Origin of the sequence: Bradyrhizobium sp. SZCCHNGR1005, from assembly GCF_032489995.1 — a bacterium.
Lineage (GTDB): Bacteria > Pseudomonadota > Alphaproteobacteria > Rhizobiales > Xanthobacteraceae > Bradyrhizobium.
In genome coordinates this window covers 1,237,414-1,258,622 of sequence record NZ_JAUEZC010000002.1, presented here as the reverse complement: position 1 = coordinate 1,258,622, position 21,209 = coordinate 1,237,414, and the positions used below count along the sequence as shown (strand labels likewise).

Below are 21,209 nucleotides of genomic sequence, written 5' to 3'. Positions count from 1 at the left end.
TTTTTCACTCTTCTTCGGGGATCAACGGGCAGCGCCGACGATGCCAGACATCATGACCGCAACGCAAACGGAAGGGAACCGATCAGGAGATTGCTGACGGGGTCTTGCGTGGACATGCTGCCGCGCGTTGCGTGTCCATCGCCGTGCGCGGCTATTGGCAGAGCGCCGAAGTCACGTAGGTATCGGTGCGGCAATCACCCGGTTTGCGCTGGCGTCCGGGAATCAAGACCTTGGCCGAGCAGGACTCGGCCGCATCGGTGTTGAGGCTCTTGCCTTCCTTGTAGCCCTTGCCTTGGCAGAGCTTGTTCGCGCCGAGCTTGCAATCCGGCGTGCCGTTCGCGGCGAGGGGACAGACCGAGCGGCCCGAGACCATGCTCGACGGCTTGGCGAGCCGCGACAGGGTCTCACCGCTCTGCTTGAGCGCGTCCTTGACCGTTTCGCCGTCGCCGTCCTTGCCCGGGATGCTCGCCGCATCCTTTGCCGGCTCGGCAGGGGCCGCATTTTTGTCGCCGCCCGTCTCGCCTGCGCTCTTGAGCGGCAGGATCGACATCTTCTCGAACAGCTTGCCGAGCTCGTCGACGATCCCCGAGCCGTCGGAATGCGCCGGCGCCTCTCCCGCATTGGGCGGTGCTGGCGTGGCCGGTGGCTGCTCCCGCAGGCCGAGGGATGGCTGAGACTGCGCCCATGCTGCGCCGGCCCCAATCAGCCAGAGTGCAACCAGGATCGACGCGGTGACTGCCGAATATTGCAGGCTGGAGAAGGGCGCGCCGGATCGGAGGGTCATTGCCGCAATCTAGACCGCGTGAGAGGCCTCGCAAAGCACAGAGAACTCTCCAGCAAAGACCCCATCAGATCATCTTGAATGCGATGACGAAGCCGAGAACCAAGACCGCAGCGCCAAGCGCAACCCACAGCCCGAGATGCTTTTCGATCCGAACCCTGATCCAGTCACCGTAGCGGTTGAGCAGAACGGCGGCGATGAAGAAGCGGGCGCCGCGGGCCACGATCGAGCACAAGACAAACAGCAGCAGATTGTAGCCGGCAAAGCCCGAGGTGATGGTCACGAGCTTGTAGGGGATCGGCGTCAGACCTTTGAGCAGGATGATGACCGCGCCCCATTCGGCATAGGAGGCTCTGAAAGCCTCGACTTTGCCGCCGAGCCCGTACAGCTGGATCAGGTAATGTCCGAGCGAGTCGTAGAGCAGCGCGCCGATCGCATAGCCGAGCATTCCACCCGCGACCGACGCCAGCGTGCAGACGCCGGCGAACAGCCAGGCCCGCTGCGGCTTCGCCAGCGACATCGGGATCAGCATCACATCCGGGGGGATCGGGAAGAAGGAACTCTCGGCGAAGGCAACCGCAGCCATGATCCAGAGGGCATGCGGCTTGTGGGCGGCGTCGAGACACCAATCGTAGATCCGTCTGAGCATGGTCCGCGATGAAGCAAACCGCGGCCCATTTGTCCACGGCCCATTTGTTCAAGGCGAGCTTCGCCCCCGCTCCGGATGGCAGCCGGATTAGTGCCGCTTGCGCAAAGCGCGCCCTTCGGTCGCGACAATTGGCCGCCGGGCCAGCCGAGCCTGCGCCGGTTTGGGGACCTTTACCGGCGATTTCGGCAGCTTCTCGGCGATGCCCAGCAAAAGCTCGCGCCGCGCCATCTCGCGCCAGACGTCATCCGGCCGCACGCCGATCTCGGCCCACAGCACCGCGAGATTGTAGATCAGGTCGGCGCTTTCGCGCACCACCGCTTGGGCGTCGCCCCTGACCGCATCGATGGCGACCTCGACGGCCTCCTCGGTGAGCTTCTTGGCCATTTTGGGCGTGCCCTGCTGCAACAGCTTGGCCGTGCGCGAGCGGGCAGGATCCAGGTCTCTGGCCGCCAGCACCGCGAGATAGAGCCGCTCGATCGAATCACCCATGACGGCAGAATAGTTAAAGGCCATGGCAGGCACGTTAACGCCTGTGTCGAAAATCAAAAAATCCGCCGGCGCGAGGCCGGCGGATTCAGGCGAAGCAGAACTGGATCACCAGCCCTGCTCATAACCGTAATACGGGCCACCGCCGTAGTAATAGGGGCCCGGGCCGTAATAGGCCGGGCGCCCGTAATACCCGTACCCGTAATGATCCTCATAATAGGAGCGCCGGTTCTGCTCGGCCGCGATGGCAAGCCCGGTGCCGACGATGCCGGCAAAGGCCGCCGCAGCCGCAGCACCGCCATTGCCGCGATAATGATGGTGACGCCGGCGGGCGCTGATATCGGTCGGACCGGTATCCTTGGCCGCCGCCGCCGATGGACGAGCCGACGGCGCGGCGCCGGCGAAAGCGAGGGTCGGCTGGACAGCGGTGAGCGCCACGGCCGCAACCGTCGCCAGCACCGCGGCGCGACCGGTACGGGCACGTCCTCCATGGGTCGTGATCATCTCCAAAACCTCCAATGCTCTTGGTCCGGGTAGTCAACGATCAATATGGAGAGTGGGTTCCCACATTGAAACCGGCGCTTCCGGAGCAAATCGCCGCAGGTGCGCTCATGAACCGTTCAGCTTCGATCAAGCACGATAAGGTGCGTCGGCCTGGGCCGCGCCGTCCGTCACAAAGCTGACATACAGCCGGCGGGCAGGTCTCAAAATTCGAAAGCGCGTCCCCCCGGGCGCCCGGCGTCATCAGATGCGCGTGCAACGATCCCCCCTCCTCTGGCGTCCGGTGCTGCTGGCAGCAGTCGTACTGGCCGGGCTTGGTGCATGTGCAGCCTTGGCGGAGGAGACGAAACGGCAGGTCGCCATCCAACTCGCGCTCGAGCGGCCGCTGGAGGCCAGCATGGCGCCGGTCGTGCTGGCAACCAGCCACGGGCTGTTCGGCGGCGAAGGCGTGGCGGTGACAACGACGATCGCGAAGGGATCGGCGGATGCAATTGCGCGCGTCGCATCCGGCGAGAGCGAGCTTGCAGTCGCCGACATCAATGAGTTGATCCGCTACCGTGACAATACCGCGAACCCGCCGGTCAAAGCGGTGTTCGTGCTGTTCAACCGGGCGCCCTACGCCATCATCGCGCGCAAGAGCCGCGGCATTCATGCCCTCGCGGATCTCGAGGGCAAGACGCTCGGCGTGACCGAAGGCGATCTCTCGATCCGGCTGTGGCCGGCGCTGGCGCGGCAGAACGACATCAAGACCTCCGCCGTCAAACTGTCGCGCATCGGAGCCGCGGTGCGCGAGCCGATTCTCTCCGCCGGTCAGGTCGATGCCGTCAGCGGCTTTTCCTATCTCTCCGCCGTGAACCTGCGCGACCGCGGCGTGCCGGCGGCGGACCTCGCAGTGCTACGCTTTGCCGATTACGGCTGCGAAGCCTATGGGCAGGCGATCATCGTCAGCCCGGCTTTCGCCGCGGCGCAGCCGGCCGCGGTGAAAGGATTCCTGCGCGCCCTGGTGGGCGGCTTGCACCTCGCGATCAAGGACCCGCCGGTCGCCGCGGCCGAGGTGGTCAGCCGGATGGATGACGGCTCCCGCGAGCTTGAACTCAGCCGGCTGGAGACTGTGCTGGCCGACAACGTGCTCACGCCGGAGGTGCGGCGTAACGGGATCGGCGGAATCGATCCCGCCCGGCTGGAGCGCGCGATCGACCAGATCGCCGAGGACTATCAATTCCACACGCGGCCCAAGGCGACCGACATCTTCGACGACAGCTTTCTGCCGCCGGTCGACAGTCGCCTGATCGATTGAGCGCTCCAATTAAGCGCTGTCGCTCCGTCACCATCCCGGGTTAAATAGCGCGCCCGCACTCTCGCTGGCTCGTTCCGCCAATGCAAGCTTCTCGCCATGTCCCTGCTCCGCCTCTATGTCCGCGTGCTTCGCCTGCTCGGCAAGGAGGCCCGGCTCGGCTGGATTCTCGCATTCGCCAACCTGGCGCTCGCCGGCGCGCAATTCGCCGAGCCGGTGCTGTTCGGCCGTATCATCGATGCGTTGTCCGGCAATGCATCCGGAGCGGCGGCCTGGCCGCTGCTCGCCGCCTGGGCCGGGTTCGGCCTGTTCACGATTCTGGCGGGCGCCGCGGTCGCATTGCACGCGGACCGGCTGGCGCACCGGCAGCGCCAGGCGGTCTTGAGCAGCTATTTCGAGCACGTCCTGCAATTGCCGCTGACCTTCCATTCCGGCACCCATTCGGGACGCCTGATGAAGGTGATGCTGAACGGCACCGACGCGTTGTGGCGGCTCTGGCTGTCGTTCTTCCGCGAGCATTTCGCCGCGATCATGTCGGTCATCGTGCTGCTGCCGCTGTCGCTCTATCTCAATTGGCGGCTCGCGATCCTGCTGTTCGTGCTCTGCGTCGTGTTCACGACGATGACGACGCTGATCGTGCGCAAGACCTATGGCATGCAGAGCGAGGTCGAGGAGCATGCCAGCAATCTTTCGGCGCGCGCCTCGGACGCGCTCGGCAACGTCGCGCTGGTGCAGAGCTTCGTGCGCATCGATGCCGAGGTGCAGGGCCTGCGCCACGTCGCGAGCCAATTGCTCTCGGTGCAGATGCCGGTGCTGGGCTGGTGGGCGGTGGTCTCCGTCATCACCCGCGCCTCGACCACGATCACGGTGCTCGCCATCTTCACGCTCGGCATCGCGCTGCATCAGGCCGGACTGTCGTCGGTCGGCGAGATCGTGATGTTCGTCTCCTTCGCGACCATGCTGATCCAGAAGCTGGAACAGGTGGTCGCCTTCATCAACAACGTGTTCATGGAGGCGCCGCGGCTGGCCGAATTCTTCACCGTGCTTGATGCGGTTCCGGCGGTGCGCGAGCGGCCCGATGCGATCGACATCGGGCGGCTGTCGGGCCTCATCGAATTCTGTGACGTGTCGTTCTCCTATGACGGCAAGCGGCCGGCCGTGGAGGATCTCACCTTCACCGCGCTGCCGGGCCAGACCATTGCGCTGGTCGGCCCGACCGGCGCCGGCAAATCGACGGCGATCGCGCTGTTGCATCGCGCCTTCGATCCGCAATCCGGCTTCATCAAGATCGACGGCATGGATGTGCGCGGGCTGAAGCTGTCGGCGCTTCGGCGCAACATCGGCGTCGTGTTCCAGGAAGCGCTGCTGTTCAACCGCTCGATCCGGGAGAATCTTTTGGTCGGCAAGCCCGATGCAACCGAGAACGAGTTGCGCACGGCGGCAGCCCGGGCGCAGGCGCTCGATTTCATCGAGCGTTCCGAGCGGGGCTTCGACTCCAATGCCGGCGAGCGTGGGCGCATGCTGTCCGGCGGCGAGCGCCAGCGGCTGTCGATCGCGCGTGCGCTGCTCAAGGATCCGCCGATCCTGATTCTCGACGAGGCCACCAGCGCGCTGGATGCGGTGACCGAGGCCAAGCTCAATGCGGCGCTCGACGAGGTGATGAAGGACCGCACCACTTTTGTGATTGCGCATCGGCTCTCCACCATCCGCAATGCCACCAGGATCCTGGTGTTCGAAGCAGGCCGCGTGATCGAAAGCGGAACATTCGACGAACTTGTCGCCAAAGGCGGCCATTTCGCGGAACTCGCCAAAGCTCAATTCATGGTGCACAGCGACCTGCAAGCCAGCCTTGCGAAGCCGGCCAAGGACAGCCCTGCCGTCACCCGTTAGACGTCACACGCCTTCATCGTGGAATTGATGAGTTGGCCCCTACCCCGGACTGCCGAGCCGGTATAGGTTTGCGGCCCTGCCGCAACCATCGGCACCGGATACGCTTGAAACCCGAGACACACTTGCCCTCCTCTCCCGACAGAGGCGGGTTCTCAAAGGACCGGAATCGAATAGTGCAGCCTCGTCGTCCGTTGCTCCGCAAGTCGCCCTTCAAATCTCTCATCGTCGCTGCCTTGGTGACGCTGTTAGCACCGCGCCTCGCGCTGGCCGAAGCGCTGCTGCTCGTCGAAGCCGACAGCGGCAAGGTGCTGGAGGCGCAGAACCCGACTAATCCCTGGTACCCCGCCTCGCTCTCCAAGCTGATGACGGCCTATGTGACCTTGAAGGCGGTGAAGGACGGCAAGATCACGCTCGACACGCTGTTCACGGTGTCGCCGACCGCGGCTTCCCAATCGCCCTCGAAGATGGGCTTCCGCCCCGGCACCCAGGTCACGGTCGACAACGCGCTGAAGATGATGCTGGTGAAGTCCGCCAACGACATGGCGGTGGTGCTGGCGGAAGGCGTGGGCGGCTCGATCGACGGCTTCTCCACGATGATGAACGAGACCGCGCAGAAGCTCGGCATGACCCAGACGAGCTACGTCAATCCGAACGGTCTGCCGGCCGACGGCCAGATCACCTCCGCCCGCGATCTTGCGATCCTGGCGCGCGCGATCATCCGCGATCTGCCGGAATACGAGTATTTCGTCCACATTCCCTCGATCCGTTATGGCAAGCGGATTACCCAGAACTTCAACAAACTGATCGGCCGCTATCCCGGCGCCGACGGCTTCAAAACCGGCTTCATCTGTGCCTCCGGCTACAATCTGGTGGCCTCCGCGACGCGCAACGGCCGCCGCCTGATTGCGGTCGTGCTCGGCGCTTCCTCGGGACAGATGCGCGCGGTGCGCGCTGCCCAATTGTTGGAGCGCGGCTTCAACGGCAACCAGCTCGCCTGGCTGAAGCCGTCGCTCGGCACGGTGGATAGCCTGGTGCCGGTCGATGCCCCGCCACCCAATCTTCGCGACGAGATGTGCGGCGGCAAGCGCCACAAACCCGCCAGCGACGAAGACGAGGATACGGTGGCCAGTGCAGGCAGCGACAATGGCGGCAGCACCGTGCTCGCTGGCCTGCAGCCGCCTGCGCTCAAGCCGTCGGAACTGCTGGCTGCGGCGCCCCAACCGTCCGAACCGATCCCGGTCTATACCGGCCCGACCCGCACCGGCGCGGCGCTGATCGCTGCCATAGCCGCCGATGCCGACGCCCAGACACCGCCAAAGCACCGCGGCAAAAAGGCGCGCATCGCTGCCAGGAAAGGTGGGGTCGACGCGGCCGACAGCAAAGCCGACGCCAAAGGCCCCAACAAAGGCTCCAAGACGGCGACCCGGACCGAAATGAAGATCGACGTCAAGCCTGGCAAGGCGGCAAAGCCGGACGCCAAGCAGGCGCCGTCGCGCCATGCCAATGCCAAGCCGGACCCGGCAGGCAAATCGGCGAATAAGCCGGCGGACAAGGCAAGCTCCGACAGCGCCTCCGCCAAGCCAGCCAAGCCAAAAGCCGCGGCCAAGCCGAAGAGCGGGGCCGGGACCGGCAGCACCGACGCCAAGCCAGCGCCGAAGAACGGCTGACCCGAGAGCGAGAGGAACATCCGCGGCCGCGCGCTCGGCCGAGCCCCTGTTGGCGTTAATCCTCGTCGCCACGACGGTTCCCGGCTGCTTGCCTTGAGCGGCTGGACATTCGATATTGGCCGCCAAGAGCCTCGCCACACGCGGCGAACACGAGAAACGAGAGAGGAAGACCATGGAGCGCATCTGGCTCAAGCAATATCCGGCCGGCGTTCCCGCCGATATCGATCCGGGCCGATATTCCTCGCTGGTCGAACTGCTGGAAGAATGCTTCGCAAGGTTCGCCGATCGCCGTGCCTTCATCTGCATGGACAAGGCGATCAGCTATCGCGAGCTCGACGAGATGTCGGTCGCGCTCGCCGCCTATTTCCAGGGCTTAGGTCTGGCCAAAGGCGCACGCGTCGCACTGATGATGCCGAACGTGCTGCAATATCCGGTCGCGATCTCGGCCGTGCTGCGCGCGGGCTTTGCCGTCGTCAACGTCAATCCGCTGTATACACCCCGCGAGCTCGAGCATCAGCTCAAGGACTCCGGCGCGGAGGCCATCATCGTGCTGGAGAATTTCGCGCATACCGTCGAGCATGTGTTGAGCCACACGCAGGTGAAGCACGTCGTGGTGGCCAGCATGGGCGACCTGCTCGGCTTCAAGGGCGTGATCGTGAACCTGGTGGTCCGTCGGCTGAAGAAGATGGTTCCAGCCTACTCGCTCCCGGGTGCCGTTCGGTTCAATGAGGCGCTTGCGAATGGCCGCACCAAGCGCTTCACCAAGCCTTCGATCGGTCCCGACGACGTCGCGTTCCTGCAATATACTGGCGGCACCACCGGCGTTTCCAAGGGCGCCACGCTGGTCCATCGCAACATCGTCGCCAACGTGCTGCAGAACGATGCCTGGCTGCAGCCGGCCCTGGAGAAGCCGCCGCACGTCGATCAACTGCTGATCGTCTGCGCGCTGCCGCTCTATCACATCTTTGCGTTGACCGCCTGCTTCCTGCTCGGCGTGCGCGCCGGCGGGACCAACCTCCTGATCCCGAACCCGCGCGATATCGGCGGCTTCATCAAGGAGCTGATGAAGTATCAGGTCAACAACTTCCCGGCCGTCAACACGCTCTACAACGGGCTGATGCATCATCCCGACTTCAAGAACATCGATTTCTCCAAGCTCAAGATCTGCAATGGCGGCGGCATGGCCGTCCAGCGTCCGGTCGCGGAGCAGTGGCAGAAGATCACCGGCTGCAGCATCGCAGAAGGTTACGGGCTGTCGGAAACGTCACCGACTTTGACCTGCAATCCGCCGACCGCTACCGAATTCAACGGCACCATCGGCATTCCCGTGCCGTCGACCTGGATTTCGATCCGTGACGACGAGGGCAACGAAGTGCCGCTCGGCCAGCCCGGCGAGATCTGCGCCAAGGGACCGCAGGTCATGGTGGGCTATTGGAATCGCCCGGACGAGACCGCAAAGGTGATGACCGCCGACGGCTTTTTCCGCACCGGCGACATCGGGGTGATGTCGGACGACGGATATATCCGGATCGTCGACCGCAAGAAGGACATGATCCTGGTCTCGGGCTTCAACGTCTATCCGAACGAAGTCGAGGAAGTCATCGCGACCCATCCGGGCGTGCTGGAAACCGCCGTCATCGGCCTGCCGGACGAGAAATCAGGCGAAGTGGTGAAGGCCTTCGTGGTCAAGAAAGACCCGGATCTGACGGCCGACGACATCGTCAAATACTGCCACGAGCAGCTCACCAACTATAAGGTTCCAAAACAGGTCGAGTTCAGGACGGAGTTGCCGAAGACCAATGTCGGCAAGATCCTGCGCCGACAGCTGCGGGACGAGAAGAAGCCGCCTGCAGCCGCTTGATGATCATCGCCGCCGCATGAGCGGCGATGACGGACACGTGAACGCGGGCCGCCGTTGCCGTTTTCTTAGCCGCGAATAAGGTACACGCGCCACGCATGAATGAATGCTCCGAGGGAGATTGAGGATGACGATCCAAGTAGGCGACAAGCTACCGCAGGCCCAGTTCAGGGTCATGACTGAAGAAGGCCCCCAGGTCAGGAGCACCGACGACATCTTCAAGGGCAAGAAGGTCGCGCTGTTCGCCGTGCCCGGCGCCTATACCGGCACCTGCCACAAGATGCATCTGCCGAGCATCTTCCTCAACGCCTACGCCATGAAGAACAAGGGCGTCGACACCATCGCGATCGTCTCGGTCAACGATGCCTTCGTGATGAATGCGTGGAAGCGCGACACCGACCAGCGGGACGAAGCGATCTTCCTCGCCGACGGCAATGCCGACTTCACCAAGGCGATCGGCATGGAGCTCGATGCCTCCGGCGCCGGCCTCGGCATCCGCTCCAAGCGCTATTCGATGCTGGTCGAGGATGGCGTCGTGAAGAAGCTCAACCTCGAGCCCGCCCCGGGCAAGGTCGAGGTCTCAGGCGGCGACACGCTGCTTGGGCAGCTGTGAAGCGCGCAGCCAAGCAAGCTTGAGGCATACGGCCTCCACATAACAGCTGTCGTTCCCCGCGGAAGCGGGGAATCCAGTACGCCGCGGCTTCTCGATCGATCACTGCCGTCTCTGGAATACTGGATCGCCCGGTCAAGCCGGGCGATGACGGCGAGATAGGAGCTTCGAGCTTCGCTCGGTTACTACCCTCTCACATTCTTCTGCAGCCTTGCCATCGCGACGCCATCGCGCGCCAGCTGGTCGGCGCGCTCGTTCTCGGCGTGGCCGGCATGGCCCTTGACCCAATGCCAGTTCACCTGGTGCGGCTTCAGCGACGCATCGAGCCGCTGCCACAGTTCGGCATTCTTGACCGGCTTCTTGTCCGCGGTCTTCCAGCCGTTCCGCTTCCAGCCGTGAATCCACCCCGTGATGCCCTGCCGGACGTACTGGCTGTCGGTATAGAGCTCGACCTGACACGACTTCTTCAGAGCCTCCAGCGCCGAGATCGCGGCCATCAGCTCCATCCGGTTGTTGGTGGTGTGCGGCTCGCCGCCCTTCAGCTCTTTTTCCTTGTCGCCGAACTTCAGGATCGCGCCCCAGCCGCCCGGGCCGGGATTGCCCGAACAAGCGCCGTCGGTATGGACGATGACCAGGGGAAGACCGCTCACGCCATGGCTCCGGATACGCCGAGCCCGTAGTCGCGAATACTCGCCACGCTCTGGTGGAAGCGCAGCTTGCGGACATATTCGAGCGGGTCCTTCGGCTTGACCAGCGCGCCGGGCGGCACGTTGAGCCAATCGACCAGCCGCGTCAGCAGGAAGCGGATCGCCGCCCCCCGCGCCAGCAGCGGCAACGCCTCCTGCTCGGCCTCGGACAGCGTACGCTCGCGGCCATAGGCATTAAGGAAGGCGCGCGCCTTGGTGACGTTGAAGGAATGATCGGCCTCGAAGCACCAGGCATTGAGGCAGATCGCGACGTCGTAGGCCAGGATGTCGTTGCAGGCGAAGTAGAAATCGATCAAGCCGGACAATTGGTCGCCGAGGAACAGCGCGTTGTCCGGAAACAGATCGGCATGGATGACGCCGGCGGGCAGCGCGGTCGGCCAGGATTTTTCGAGATGATCGAGCTCGGCCGCGAGGAAGGCGGCAAGCCCGGCCTGCACGCCGTCGGCGCGCGGTGCGGCTTGCGCAAACAAGGGCCGCCAGCCGGCGACCGAGAGCGCATTGGCGCGGTGCATCGGGAAATCACGGCCGGCGAGGTGCAGCTTCGCCAGCGCCTGACCGATCGCAGCGCAATGGCTCGCATGCGGCTTGCGTGGCCATACCCCTTCGAGGAAGTCGATGATTGCAGCCGGCCGTCCGCAGAGGCTCGACAGCGTCTCGCCGCTCCTCATCCTGACCGGCTGCGGGCAGACGATGCCGTGCCCGGCCAGATGCGCCATCAGCCCGAGAAAGAACGGCAGATCGCCCCTCGCGACGCGCTTCTCATAGAGCGTCAGGAAGAACGAGCCCTTGCTGGTGTGCAGCAGGAAGTTGGAGTTTTCGACGCCCTCGGCGATGCCCTTGTAAGAGAGGAGATCGCCGATGTCGTATTGTTTCAGGAATTCCGCGAGCTCATCGGCGGCGACGTCGGTATAGACCGCCATGTAAGCTTATTCCGCCGCCGCTTCGGGCCTGAGCGAACGCGGCAGTGGGAAGAACTCATTCTCTTCCGCCGCCGACACCGTCTCCACATGCAGCGTAAAGCGCTCGGCGAAGGCGCTCATGATCTCCTCGACGATCACCTCGGGCGCCGAGGCGCCGGCGGTGATGCCGAGGCTCTTGATACCCTCGAAGCGCGTCCAGTCGATCTCCGAGGCACGTTGAGCCAAGACTGCAATCGGGCAGCCCTCGCGTTCGGCGACCTCGCGTAGCCGCTGCGAATTCGACGAGTTCGGCGCGCCCACCACGATCAGCGCATCGACCACCGGCGCCACCTTCTTCACCGCGAGCTGACGGTTGGTGGTGGCGTAACAGATGTCTTCCTTGTGCGGGCCCGAGATGTTCGGGAAGCGCCCCTTGAGAATCGCGACGATATCCTTGGTGTCGTCGATCGACAGGGTGGTCTGGGTGACGAAGGCGAGGTTGTTCGGGTCCTTCGGAGTGAAGGTCTCGGCATCCTCGGCGGTCTCGATCAGCGTCACCGCCCCGACGGGCAGCTGGCCGACGGTACCGACCACCTCGGGATGATGCGAATGGCCGATCAGCAGGATCTCGCGGCCGCGCTTGAAGTGGATGGCGGCCTCCCGGTGCACCTTCGTCACCAGCGGACAGGTGGCGTCCAGCGAGAAGAAATTGCGTGCCTGGGCCTCGGCCGGAACCGACTTCGGCACGCCATGCGCCGAAAATACCACCGGGGCATTGGTGCTGTCGGGAATTTCCGCCAGTTCCTCGACGAAAATCGCGCCTTTTTTCTTCAAGCTGTCCACGACGTATTTATTATGGACGATCTCGTGGCGGACATAGACCGGCGCGCCATAGATGGTGAGCGCCCGTTCCACGGTATCGATGGCCCGAACCACGCCGGCGCAGAAGCCGCGCGGCGAGCAAAGCACGATTTTAAGGTCTGGTTTGGCTGCCATGAAGCTGATCTGTGCGGGCTGATTTCGGCGACCGAACATCCCCGGGCCGGCAAGCAGGGGCGGTCGTTGCAAATGCGCGTCCAGACACGACTTGGGACCGGTTTCCGGCCCTGTCAAGGCTGTTCTTGAGGCCATTGCGCCAGAGCCCCCGGACAGATTATATAGGAGGCAATTCCCGTCATCGTCGATGACCGCAGTTTCGCCTCCGAGGCAGGGGGCGGAGCACAAAGGAGATTTGCCATGAGCAACGCCCCGCTGATGCCGAAGGCAACTGCCGTGTGGCTGGTTGACAATACCGCGCTGACCTTCGACCAGGTCGCCGATTTCACCAAGATGCACCCGCTCGAGGTGCGCGCCATTGCCGACGGGGACGCCGCCCAGGGCATCAAGGGCATGGACCCGATCTCCACCGGCCAGCTCACCCGCGAGGAGATCGAAAAGGGCGAGCGCGACCCGAACTACCGCCTGAGGCTGCAGGAAAGCAAGGTCGTGCTGCCCGCGCAGGGCAAGCGCAAGGGTCCGCGCTATACCCCGGTGTCGCGCCGCCACGAGCGCCCCAGCGCCATCCTCTGGCTGCTCCGCAACCATCCCGAGCTGAAGGATGCCCAGATCATGCGCCTGGTCGGAACGACCAAGAGCACGATCGCCAGCGTCCGCGACCGCACCCATTGGAACGCGCAGACGCTCACCCCGATGGATCCGGTGACCCTCGGCCTGTGCTCGCAGATCGAGCTCGATTTCGAGGTGCAGCGTGCCGCCAAGGAGCGGCCGATCGACGCCCAGTACAGCGGGGCCACCCTGCTGCCGGCCTCGGAGACCACCCGCAAGGATGAATTCGAGCACGCCGACCGCGACCAGGACGACCTCAACGTCGACGCCGTGTTCGCCAAGCTGAAGACGCTCGGCGGCAAGAAGGCCGAGGACGACGAGTAGGCGCGGCAAGCCGCCTCAACTCAGGACAGAAAAAAGGCGCCGGAGGGTTTCCGGCGCCTTCGTTTTTCAGGAACGATTCAGAAGCCGTCCGGCTCAGAACCGGTAGGTCACGCCGCCGCCGATCAGCCAGGGATCGATATGGGCGCTGCCGGTGACCGGGATCACGCCGTTGACGGTGGCCGAATAGTTCGGCCGCAGCCACAGCTTCTTGACGTCGAGGTTGAGACCCCAGTGCCGGTCGATCATGTAGTCGAAGCCGAACTGCACTGCGCCGCCCCACTGGTTGCTGACATGCAGATTGGTGACCGTGAGCGGCAGACCGCCAATGATCGAGGTGGTGTTGCTGGCGCTATTGTTGAAGAACACGGTGTAGTTCACGCCGGCGCCGATATAGGGCTGGAACGCGCCGAAATTGGTGAAGTGGTATTGCAAGGTCAGGGTCGGCGGCAGCAGCGTGGTCTTGCCGATGCTGAGGCCGTCCAGAGATCCGGTGCCGCTGATCTTGTTCCGGGTCACGCCGAGGATCAGTTCGGCCGCGATGTTCGGGGTGAAGTAGTAGCTGATATCGAGCTCAGGGACGACCGAGTCGCCGATCTTGAGGCCGGAATTCGGCGACGACAGCGCCGGGATGCCCAGCACATTGACCGAGCTGCCGCCCGAATCCGGCAGCACGCCGAGGGCGCGAAGGCGGATCTGCCACGGGCTCCAGGTCTCCACCACCGGAGGCGCCTTTTTGTAGACCGGCGCCGCCTGCAGATCGGCCGCTTGCGCGAAGCCCACCGCCCCGCAGATCGACGCCGCCGCCACCAGCAGCGACGACGTGAGTTTTTGGATTTTGTTCATCAGAAAGTCCCCATCGCCACACTTCAGCGCGGGCCAAGCCGCGCGTTACGGGCGAAGATGTGGCAGAGAGGGGAACCTACCCGATTTGATCTAGATCAATCGCGGCCGTTGTGGCGGCAATGTCATGCAACTGTGGCCGGGAGGCCACGGAACGCGACAGCAGATCGCAACTACGCCGCCGCGCCGTCCTGGTATTTCATGGCCGGTCGGGATGGTTGAGCATGTATTCGCCCAGATCCCGCTGCCTGCGGTCGGCGCGGGCTTCGGCCCGCTGCCTCTGCACGTCGCGGTCCCTGCGGCAGGCGACGTATTGCGCCGAGCCGGGCGCCACGGTTCCCCCGGCCTGGCAGAACGAATCATCGTCGTCATTGCCTGCTGCGGCGGCAGGCCCCTGGTGCCGAGCGGCGCAGCCGGCGAGGACCAAGGCAAAACAGAACGGGACGACGAGGAGCGGACGGATCGGGCGCATCGGACTCACAGCCTGAATGGGCGCCCTGTTTAGCCGAAAATGCGGGGTTTGTAAGTGGCCTGCGCCGGGCTCGCGCCCGCGCGCCGGCCCGGAACCCGCCCCGTTATACCCGGCTCTTCAGCGCCTCGCCGATCTCGTCCAGCACCTTGGGATCCTCGATGGTAGCCGGCATGGTCCATTCCTCGCCATCGGCGATCTTCTTGATGGTGCCGCGCAGGATCTTGCCGGAACGGGTCTTCGGCAGCCGGCCGACCGTGATCGCGAGCTTGAACGCCGCCACCGGACCGAGCTTGTCGCGCACCAGCGCCACGATCTCCTTCTCGATCTCCGAAGGCTTGCGCGCCACGCCGGCCTTGAGCACGATGAAGCCGCAGGGCACCTCGCCCTTGATCGCGTCCTTGATGCCGAGCACCGCGCATTCGGCGACATCGGGATGGGAGGCGAGGATCTCCTCCATGCCGCCGGTCGACAGCCGGTGGCCTGCGACATTGATGATGTCGTCGGTGCGCCCCATCACGAAGATATAGCCATCCTCGTCCTTGAAGCCGGCATCGGAGGTCTTGTAGTAGCCGGGGAACTCACTGAGATAGGACTCCTTGAAACGCACATCCTGCTGCCACAGCGTCGGCAAGCAGCCCGGCGGCATCGGCAGCTTGATCACGATCGAGCCCATCGTGTTGGCCGGCACCGGCTTGGCGGCCTCGTCCACCACATCGACCTGATAGCCCGGCATCGGCACGGTCGGCGAACCGTGCTTGACCGGCAACAGCCCGAGCCCAACCGGATTGCCGGCGATGCACCAGCCGGTCTCGGTCTGCCACCAATGGTCGATCACCGGCACCTTGAGCTGCTGCTCCGCCCATTCCACCGTCGGCGGATCGGCGCGCTCTCCGGCCAGGAACAGCGTGCGGAATTGCGACAGGTCGTATTGGCCCAGCAGCTTGCCGTCCGGATCGTCCTTGCGGATGGCGCGGAAGGCCGTGGGCGCCGTGAACAATGCCACGGCCTTGTGCTGGTTGATCACGCGCCAGAACGCGCCGGCGTCGGGCGTGCCGACGGGCTTGCCTTCATACATGATCGAGGTCGCGCCGTGGATCAGCGGCCCGTAGATGATGTAGCTGTGGCCGACCACCCAGCCGATATCTGAGGCACACCACCAGACCTCGCCCGGCTTGATGCCGTACAGATTCTCCATCGACCATTTCAGCGCAACGAGATGGCCGCCATTGTCGCGCACCACGCCCTTCGGCTTGCCGGTCGTGCCCGAGGTGTAGAGGATGTAGAGCGGATCGGTCGCGAGCACGGGGACGCAGGGCGCGCGCTTGCCGTTGACGAGAGCGGATTTACGCAAGGCGGCCCAATCATAGTCGCGCCCGGGCATGAGCTCGCAGACGTGCTGCGGCCGCTGCAGGATGATGCAGGCCTGCGGCCTCTTGTCTGCGAGCTTGATCGCCTCGTCGAGCAGCGGCTTGTAGTGCACGATGCGCCCGGGCTCGATGCCGCAGCTTGCGGAGAGGATCAGCTTCGGCGCGGCATCGTCGATCCGGGTGGCGAGCTCCTTCGCCGCGAAGCCGCCGAACACGACCGAATGCACCGCGCCGATCCGTGCGCAGGCCAGCATCGCCACCATCGCCTCCGGCACCATCGGCATATAGAGGATGACGCGGTCGCCCTTGACGACGCCAAAGTCCTGCATGATGGCCGCGAGCGTCTCGACCTCCTTCAGCATCTCGGCATAGGTGAAGGTCGTCACTGAATTGGTCAGCGGCGAGTCGTGGATCAGCGCCGGCTGATCGCCGCGGCCGGAGGCGACATGGCGGTCGAGCGCGTTGTAGCAGGTGTTGACGACGCCGCCGGCGAACCAGCGGCCATAGGCGCCCATTGTGGGGTCGAAGACCTTCTTGGCCGGCTCGATCCAGTCGATCGCCCGCGCCGCCTCTGCCCAGAAACCCTCAGGGTCCTGCAGCGACCGGGCATGGACCTCGAAATATCGGCTCTGTCCCTGAACGTTCATGGGCTACCTCCGGCATGTTTTTCTGGTGGGATCGAGTGGATCAGGGCGGCCGCCCCAGCCATGATCCGGATCAATTCCAACGACGATTTGGCGGCATTGTCCCGCGAAGCGGGCGCATTTCAAGCCGGAAAGTGCGGCTCGCGCGGCCCCGCCATCCGGCTAATATCCGTCCGCACCCTGCAGCTGCTGCAGCCGGTCGCGCATCGCCTTTTTCAAGTCGTAGCCGGGACGGCCGAAATCGGCGTTGCGGCGGGAGAGATAGGCCTCCTGCTCGCGCTGGCGCAATCGCGCCGCGCGGGCATCGACCTTGGAGGCCTCGCGGACGACCCAGCCGTTGACGACCGAGATTTCACGATCGAGATCGGCCAATTCCGGATCGGCACAGATCGCCTTCTCGACCGGCCGGCGGGCCGTGTCGCAGTTGAAGCTCGGCCGACCCGCGACCGCCATTCGCGCGCCGAGCCGTTCGATCTCCTGGGCCAATGAACGATAATTGCTCCGCGCGCTGGCATGCGTGGGATTGAGCTTGAGCGCGGCTGCGAAATCAGCGAGCGCCTTCGGCCGGTCGCCGCGCTTGCGCTGCAGCTCGCCACGCGCATTGAAAATGTCGGCAAAGGTGGGATCGAGCTGCAGCACGACGTCGTAATCGGCAATCGCGCGATCGGTCTGTCCTCTGCTGATCAGGACGGACGCCCGCGCGATCAGCGCATTGATGCGGTCGGTCTTGGTCGCCTTGGGATTGTCGATCAGCGCGCTGCATTCGCTCAGCACCTTGTCCGCATCGCTGGCCTGGGAAGCGGTGACGCAGGCCGCGGGATCGACCGGCAGCTCCTTGGCCGGATCGGCGGCGCCGACTGCATGCGCCTGGGCCGCGAGCGACAACATGGCGGCGCCCACCATCACGTAAAGGACACCGACGGTACGGGCATTCGAAGGCTTACGCATCAAGAGTTCGCGACGGTGAGCAAGGATGAGTGGGCGCAGCCGAGCTGAAGGAGCAATTTGCGGCACCGATCCCGACGTATGTTTTGGATGCTGCGCTGGGGACGACGAGCACCCTAGCGCAGGTCGTTTCGTTTGACGACACACGAATGGATCATCAGCCTGTCATTTAGGACAGTCCTGCAATCGCCGCGACGATGGCCGCCGTCGCCTTCGCACGTCGGCCGGCGGCCAACCATGTCAACTCCGACATGTCAGCCCGCCATCGACCACCAAGGTGATCCCGGTAACGTAGCGCGATTCGTCGGAGGCCAGGAACAGCGCCGTATTGGCGACGTCGAACGCGTCGCCCATGTGTCCCATCGGGACCTGGGCATCGCGCTTCCTCCACATCTCCTCGACATCACCCTTGGCGTAGCTCGCCGCCAGTCCGGCGGAGTGCTCGACCATCGGCGTCTTCATCAATCCGGGCAGAATGGCATTCACCCGCACATGATGCGGCGCGAACTCCACGGCGGAGGTCCGCGTCATCTGGTTCATCGCCGCCTTGCTGGCGCCGTAGCTGACATAGGAAATGCCGACATGGCTGATCGAGGCGACCGAAGAGATGTTGACGATCGAGCCGCCGCCTTGGGCGATCATGACCGGCACCACATGCTTCATCGCGAGATAGGCGCTCTTCAGGTTGACCGCGAAGACGCGGTCCCACTCCGTCTCCTCGACCTCGACGACGCTGCCCGTCTCGGCGATGCCGACATTGTTGTCCAGCACATCGATCCGGCCATAGGTCGCAAGGCAAGCCTGCACCATCACCGCAACTTCAGCCCCGCGCGACACGTCGGCGGTGAAGGCCGTGGCGCTACCGCCCTCGCCCTCGATGAGGCGGACCGTCTCCTGCGCGGCATCCCGGTTGCGGTCGACGCAGAACACCTGCGCGCCGTGACGGGCGAAGGTGACTGCGGTCGCCTTGCCATTGCCCCAGCCGGGACCGATCGAGCCGGCCCCGACCACCATGGCCACCTTGCCCTCGAGACGCTCCATCGTTTCCTCCATCTGTTGTTATTTGTTGCAGACGCTCATGGTGATCGTCGCCGAGCCGATATCATGACCGAAAATATCGGAGAAGGTCCGGCATCGTCCGTCCGAACAGATCCGCCATTCCCCAGCCGCGCCGGAATTGCCGAGCACGACCTCGGCCAGCGGCGCCCGCTGCGGGCTCCACTGAAACCAGCCCTCGACCAGCCGCGCCTCGGGCGGCGGCTCCATGCCGGCACCGGAACCCTTCACCCGCGCCCGCACCAGTTCGAGCCCGCGCGGGGTCGTCTGCCAGTCCTCCTGCCAGGCGGTCTTCTCGACCGAATGAGTCCACGCAAGGGTGAACGCCGCGATCGACAGCGTTTTCACCACGCCCGCGGACGCAAGGCAGAGACTCACGCGGCGGCAACCGCCGCGCGCGACGGCCGTTGCCGCCATTGCCACAGCACCACCCCAAGCGCGATCACGAAGCCGACGGCGTCGCTGTAGGCGAATTCGCCGAGCAGGCAGATCGACGCGGCCAGCGCGGCAATGCGCTCGATCACGCTCATCCGGGCAAACAGGAAGCCGATGGCAACCATGCCGAACAGGCCGATCGCGATCAGCGCCTTGACGGTGGCAAACACCACGGCACCGGCAAAGCCGAGTTCGGCCGCCATCGGATCGCCAGGCTGCAGCATCAAGGCCGGCGAATAGACGAAGATGAAGGGGATCACGTAGCCCGCAAGCGCGATCCGCATCGCCTCCCAGCCGATCTTGTCAGGGTTCTCCTTGGCGATCGGCGCAGCCGCCAGCGCGGCCAGCGCCACCGGCGGCGAGAGGTCGGCCATGATGCCGTAATAGAACGCGAACATGTGGCTCGCGATCAGGGGCACGCCGAGCTTGGCCAAAGCGGGGGCGGCGAGCGCCGCGGTGATGATGTAGGTCGGGATGGTCGGGATGCCGGTGCCGAGCAGGATGGAGAGCAGCATGGTCATGATCAGCGCGCCGAACAGACTCGTCTGCCCGAGTCCGATCACCCAGCTGCCGAAGATCGAGCCGACGCCGGTCTGGGTCATCATGCCGATGATGACACCGACGATGGCGCAGGCCATGCCGACGGTCAGCGCCGACTTGGCGCTCTCGGCGAGAGAATCCCTGCAGGCGTGCAGCGTGCCCATGCCGCCGCGCACGAAGGCGGTGATCACGACGAGGCCAGCGACGACGGAGGCGACAGGCAGGATCTGCAGGCCATTGCGCGAGAGCGCGCCGACGATCAGCGCCAGGCCGATCCAGAAGACGTAACGCAGCACCTGATTCGAAACGCCCATGGTGATGCAGGTGCCGAGGATCAGGGCCACCGTCAGCGCGAGGCCCATCGAACCGGCATAAAGCGGCGTGAAGCCTTCGAACAGCATGTAGACCAGCGCGGCGAGCGGCAGGACCAGGTACCAGCGCGCCACCAGCGCGTGCCAAGCACTCGGGATCTCGGAGGCCTTCATGCCGGTCAGGCCATGCTTGCCGGCCTCCAGATGCACCATCCAAAAGGCCGACGCGAAGTAGAGGATGGCAGGAATGACCGCCGCCTTGACGATCACGGAATAGTCGACGCCGAGCGTCTCAGCCATGATGAAAGCGACCGCGCCCATCACCGGCGGCATGATCTGGCCGCCCATCGATGCCGTCGCCTCGACACCGGCAGCGAAGGCGCGGCGATAGCCGAACCTGATCATCAGCGGAATCGTGAACTGGCCGACGGTGACGACGTTGGCGACCCCGGAGCCCGAGATCGTGCCCATCATGCCCGAGGCGAACACGGCGACCTTGGCGGGGCCGCCGCGGGTGCGTCCGAACAGGCCGAGCGAGACGTCGGTGAACAGCTGGATCATGCCCGCGTGTTCGAGGAACGAGCCGAACAGGATGAACAGGAAGATGTAGGTCGCCGAGACATAGATCGGCACGCCATAGAAGCCTTCGGTGCCGAAGGACAGATGCGTGATGACCTGATCGAAATCGTAGCCGCGATGGTTGAGCGGCGCCGGCAGATACTGCCCGAAGAACCAATAAAGCAGGCAGGCCCCGCACATCAAAGGTAGCGCCAGACCCATCAGCCGGCGCGTGCCCTCGAAGATCAGGACCGCAAGCAGCGTCCCGACCGCGAGGTCGCCATAGGTGGGATCGCCGTCACGCGCGATCAAGTCGGCATAGAAGATCCATTGGTAGAGGCCGCACAGGAATCCGGCTGCACCGATCAGCCAGGCCGCCGCGCGGCCGGCATTGCTCTTGGCCGTGAAATTTCCGATCAGGCCAAAGGTCAGCAGCAGCAGGAAACCGACATGGACGCCGCGGACCACCTGGCTCGGCAGATAGTTGAAGGCTGCGACATAGAGCTGGAAGGCGGCGAAGACGATGCCGATCCCATACGCCAGATGGCCCCAGCGGCCGGGACCAAATCCCTCCGGAAAGCCGTGTTCGAAATTGTCGAACTCGACCTTGACCGGCGTTTCCATGCTGACTGCTTCTAACGTCATGCTTCCCCCAGCGCCTGCGCGGGCGGGGCTGCCGGATGGCCGCCTCGTCCGAGCTCAAGTGATTTACGATCGCAGATCGCCATGTGCGCGTCTCATTCCAGCCTGTTCGACATCAGGCAACGCCG

Annotated in this window: 20 protein-coding genes; 6 read left to right on the top strand and 14 right to left on the bottom strand. The window is 64.6% G+C overall.

Translation table 11 applies throughout. The features are described 5' to 3' along the window. Window positions 1-151: 151 nt before the first annotated feature. From QXZ85_RS11850 to QXZ85_RS11835, 4 genes are all read right to left on the bottom strand, one after another. Window positions 152-784, bottom strand: a complete 633-nt coding sequence (locus QXZ85_RS11850) for a hypothetical protein (protein ID WP_315742464.1) — start codon at window positions 782-784, stop codon at window positions 152-154. 64 nt (window positions 785-848) lie between these two features. Further along, window positions 849-1,430, bottom strand: a complete 582-nt coding sequence (locus QXZ85_RS11845; RefSeq protein ID WP_315701689.1) for a YqaA family protein — start codon at window positions 1,428-1,430, stop codon at window positions 849-851. Between the two features lie 87 nt (window positions 1,431-1,517). After that, on the bottom strand, window positions 1,518-1,919 hold the full coding sequence (gene hisE, locus QXZ85_RS11840) for a phosphoribosyl-ATP diphosphatase (protein ID WP_315767741.1): 402 nt from the start codon (window positions 1,917-1,919) through the stop codon (window positions 1,518-1,520). A gap of 105 nt (window positions 1,920-2,024) precedes the next feature. Next, window positions 2,025-2,420 carry a hypothetical protein gene (locus tag QXZ85_RS11835; protein WP_316174164.1) on the bottom strand — a complete coding sequence of 132 codons (396 nt, stop codon included), beginning with the start codon at window positions 2,418-2,420 and terminating at the stop codon, window positions 2,025-2,027. 244 nt (window positions 2,421-2,664) lie between these two features. On the opposite strand from QXZ85_RS11835, the gene QXZ85_RS11830 reads away from it, so the two are divergent. The 5 genes from QXZ85_RS11830 to QXZ85_RS11810 all read left to right on the top strand — a co-directional run bounded on the left by QXZ85_RS11830 (window position 2,665) and on the right by QXZ85_RS11810 (window position 9,739). Beyond that, window positions 2,665-3,714 carry an ABC transporter substrate-binding protein gene (locus QXZ85_RS11830; RefSeq protein ID WP_315701691.1) on the top strand — a complete coding sequence of 350 codons (1,050 nt, stop codon included), beginning with the start codon at window positions 2,665-2,667 and terminating at the stop codon, window positions 3,712-3,714. A 96-nt stretch (window positions 3,715-3,810) separates the two neighbouring features. Beyond that, window positions 3,811-5,601, top strand: a complete 1,791-nt coding sequence (locus QXZ85_RS11825) for a glucan ABC transporter ATP-binding protein/ permease (RefSeq protein ID WP_316174162.1) — start codon at window positions 3,811-3,813, stop codon at window positions 5,599-5,601. Window positions 5,602-5,774: 173 nt separating this feature from the next. Next, window positions 5,775-7,268 carry a D-alanyl-D-alanine carboxypeptidase family protein gene (locus QXZ85_RS11820; protein ID WP_315701693.1) on the top strand — a complete coding sequence of 498 codons (1,494 nt, stop codon included), beginning with the start codon at window positions 5,775-5,777 and terminating at the stop codon, window positions 7,266-7,268. Window positions 7,269-7,440: 172 nt separating this feature from the next. Next, a complete protein-coding gene (locus QXZ85_RS11815; RefSeq protein ID WP_315701694.1) occupies window positions 7,441-9,129 on the top strand; it encodes a long-chain fatty acid--CoA ligase in 1,689 nt (562 codons plus the stop codon). 124 nt (window positions 9,130-9,253) lie between these two features. Further along, window positions 9,254-9,739: a peroxiredoxin gene (locus QXZ85_RS11810; RefSeq protein ID WP_315701695.1), complete on the top strand. Its 486-nt coding sequence runs from the start codon at window positions 9,254-9,256 to the stop codon at window positions 9,737-9,739. Window positions 9,740-9,921: 182 nt separating this feature from the next. Here the strand turns inward: QXZ85_RS11810 and rnhA are convergent, their stop codons facing one another. Genes rnhA through ispH form a run of 3 tightly spaced genes read right to left on the bottom strand, consistent with a single transcriptional unit; the run spans window position 9,922 to window position 12,338 of the window. Beyond that, the gene (rnhA, locus tag QXZ85_RS11805) at window positions 9,922-10,386 is read right to left on the bottom strand and encodes a ribonuclease HI (RefSeq protein ID WP_315701696.1); all 465 of its coding nucleotides are present in this window, start codon (window positions 10,384-10,386) and stop codon (window positions 9,922-9,924) included. Then, a complete protein-coding gene (locus QXZ85_RS11800; RefSeq protein ID WP_315701697.1) occupies window positions 10,383-11,363 on the bottom strand; it encodes a homoserine kinase in 981 nt (326 codons plus the stop codon). The genes rnhA and QXZ85_RS11800 overlap by 4 nt, the downstream gene beginning before the upstream one ends. Before the next feature lie 6 nt (window positions 11,364-11,369). Next, on the bottom strand, window positions 11,370-12,338 hold the full coding sequence (ispH, locus tag QXZ85_RS11795) for a 4-hydroxy-3-methylbut-2-enyl diphosphate reductase (RefSeq protein ID WP_315701698.1): 969 nt from the start codon (window positions 12,336-12,338) through the stop codon (window positions 11,370-11,372). Between the two features lie 240 nt (window positions 12,339-12,578). Between ispH and QXZ85_RS11790 the strand changes: the two genes are divergently transcribed. Further along, complete coding sequence (locus QXZ85_RS11790; protein WP_315701699.1) at window positions 12,579-13,271, top strand: DUF1013 domain-containing protein; 693 nt, start codon at window positions 12,579-12,581, stop codon at window positions 13,269-13,271. A gap of 93 nt (window positions 13,272-13,364) precedes the next feature. Here QXZ85_RS11790 and QXZ85_RS11785 read toward each other — a convergent pair whose 3' ends face one another. The 7 genes from QXZ85_RS11785 to QXZ85_RS11755 all read right to left on the bottom strand — a co-directional run bounded on the left by QXZ85_RS11785 (window position 13,365) and on the right by QXZ85_RS11755 (window position 21,063). Further along, on the bottom strand, window positions 13,365-14,114 hold the full coding sequence (locus QXZ85_RS11785; protein WP_315701700.1) for an OmpW/AlkL family protein: 750 nt from the start codon (window positions 14,112-14,114) through the stop codon (window positions 13,365-13,367). Window positions 14,115-14,310: 196 nt separating this feature from the next. Then, on the bottom strand, window positions 14,311-14,583 hold the full coding sequence (locus tag QXZ85_RS11780) for a hypothetical protein (RefSeq protein WP_315701701.1): 273 nt from the start codon (window positions 14,581-14,583) through the stop codon (window positions 14,311-14,313). Window positions 14,584-14,686: 103 nt separating this feature from the next. Then, window positions 14,687-16,597 (bottom strand): propionyl-CoA synthetase, encoded by a 1,911-nt coding sequence (locus QXZ85_RS11775; RefSeq protein ID WP_315701702.1) that lies wholly within the window; start codon window positions 16,595-16,597, stop codon window positions 14,687-14,689. 159 nt (window positions 16,598-16,756) lie between these two features. Further along, on the bottom strand, window positions 16,757-17,542 hold the full coding sequence (locus QXZ85_RS11770; RefSeq protein WP_315701703.1) for a tetratricopeptide repeat protein: 786 nt from the start codon (window positions 17,540-17,542) through the stop codon (window positions 16,757-16,759). 237 nt (window positions 17,543-17,779) lie between these two features. After that, entirely contained in the window at window positions 17,780-18,580 is an 801-nt protein-coding gene (locus QXZ85_RS11765; RefSeq protein ID WP_315767532.1) for an SDR family oxidoreductase, read from the bottom strand. Window positions 18,581-18,598: 18 nt separating this feature from the next. After that, window positions 18,599-18,973, bottom strand: a complete 375-nt coding sequence (locus QXZ85_RS11760; protein ID WP_315703108.1) for a DUF1850 domain-containing protein — start codon at window positions 18,971-18,973, stop codon at window positions 18,599-18,601. Continuing rightward, the gene (locus QXZ85_RS11755; protein ID WP_315703109.1) at window positions 18,970-21,063 is read right to left on the bottom strand and encodes a TRAP transporter permease; all 2,094 of its coding nucleotides are present in this window, start codon (window positions 21,061-21,063) and stop codon (window positions 18,970-18,972) included. The genes QXZ85_RS11760 and QXZ85_RS11755 overlap by 4 nt, the downstream gene beginning before the upstream one ends. Between the last annotated feature and the right edge of the window lie 146 nt (window positions 21,064-21,209).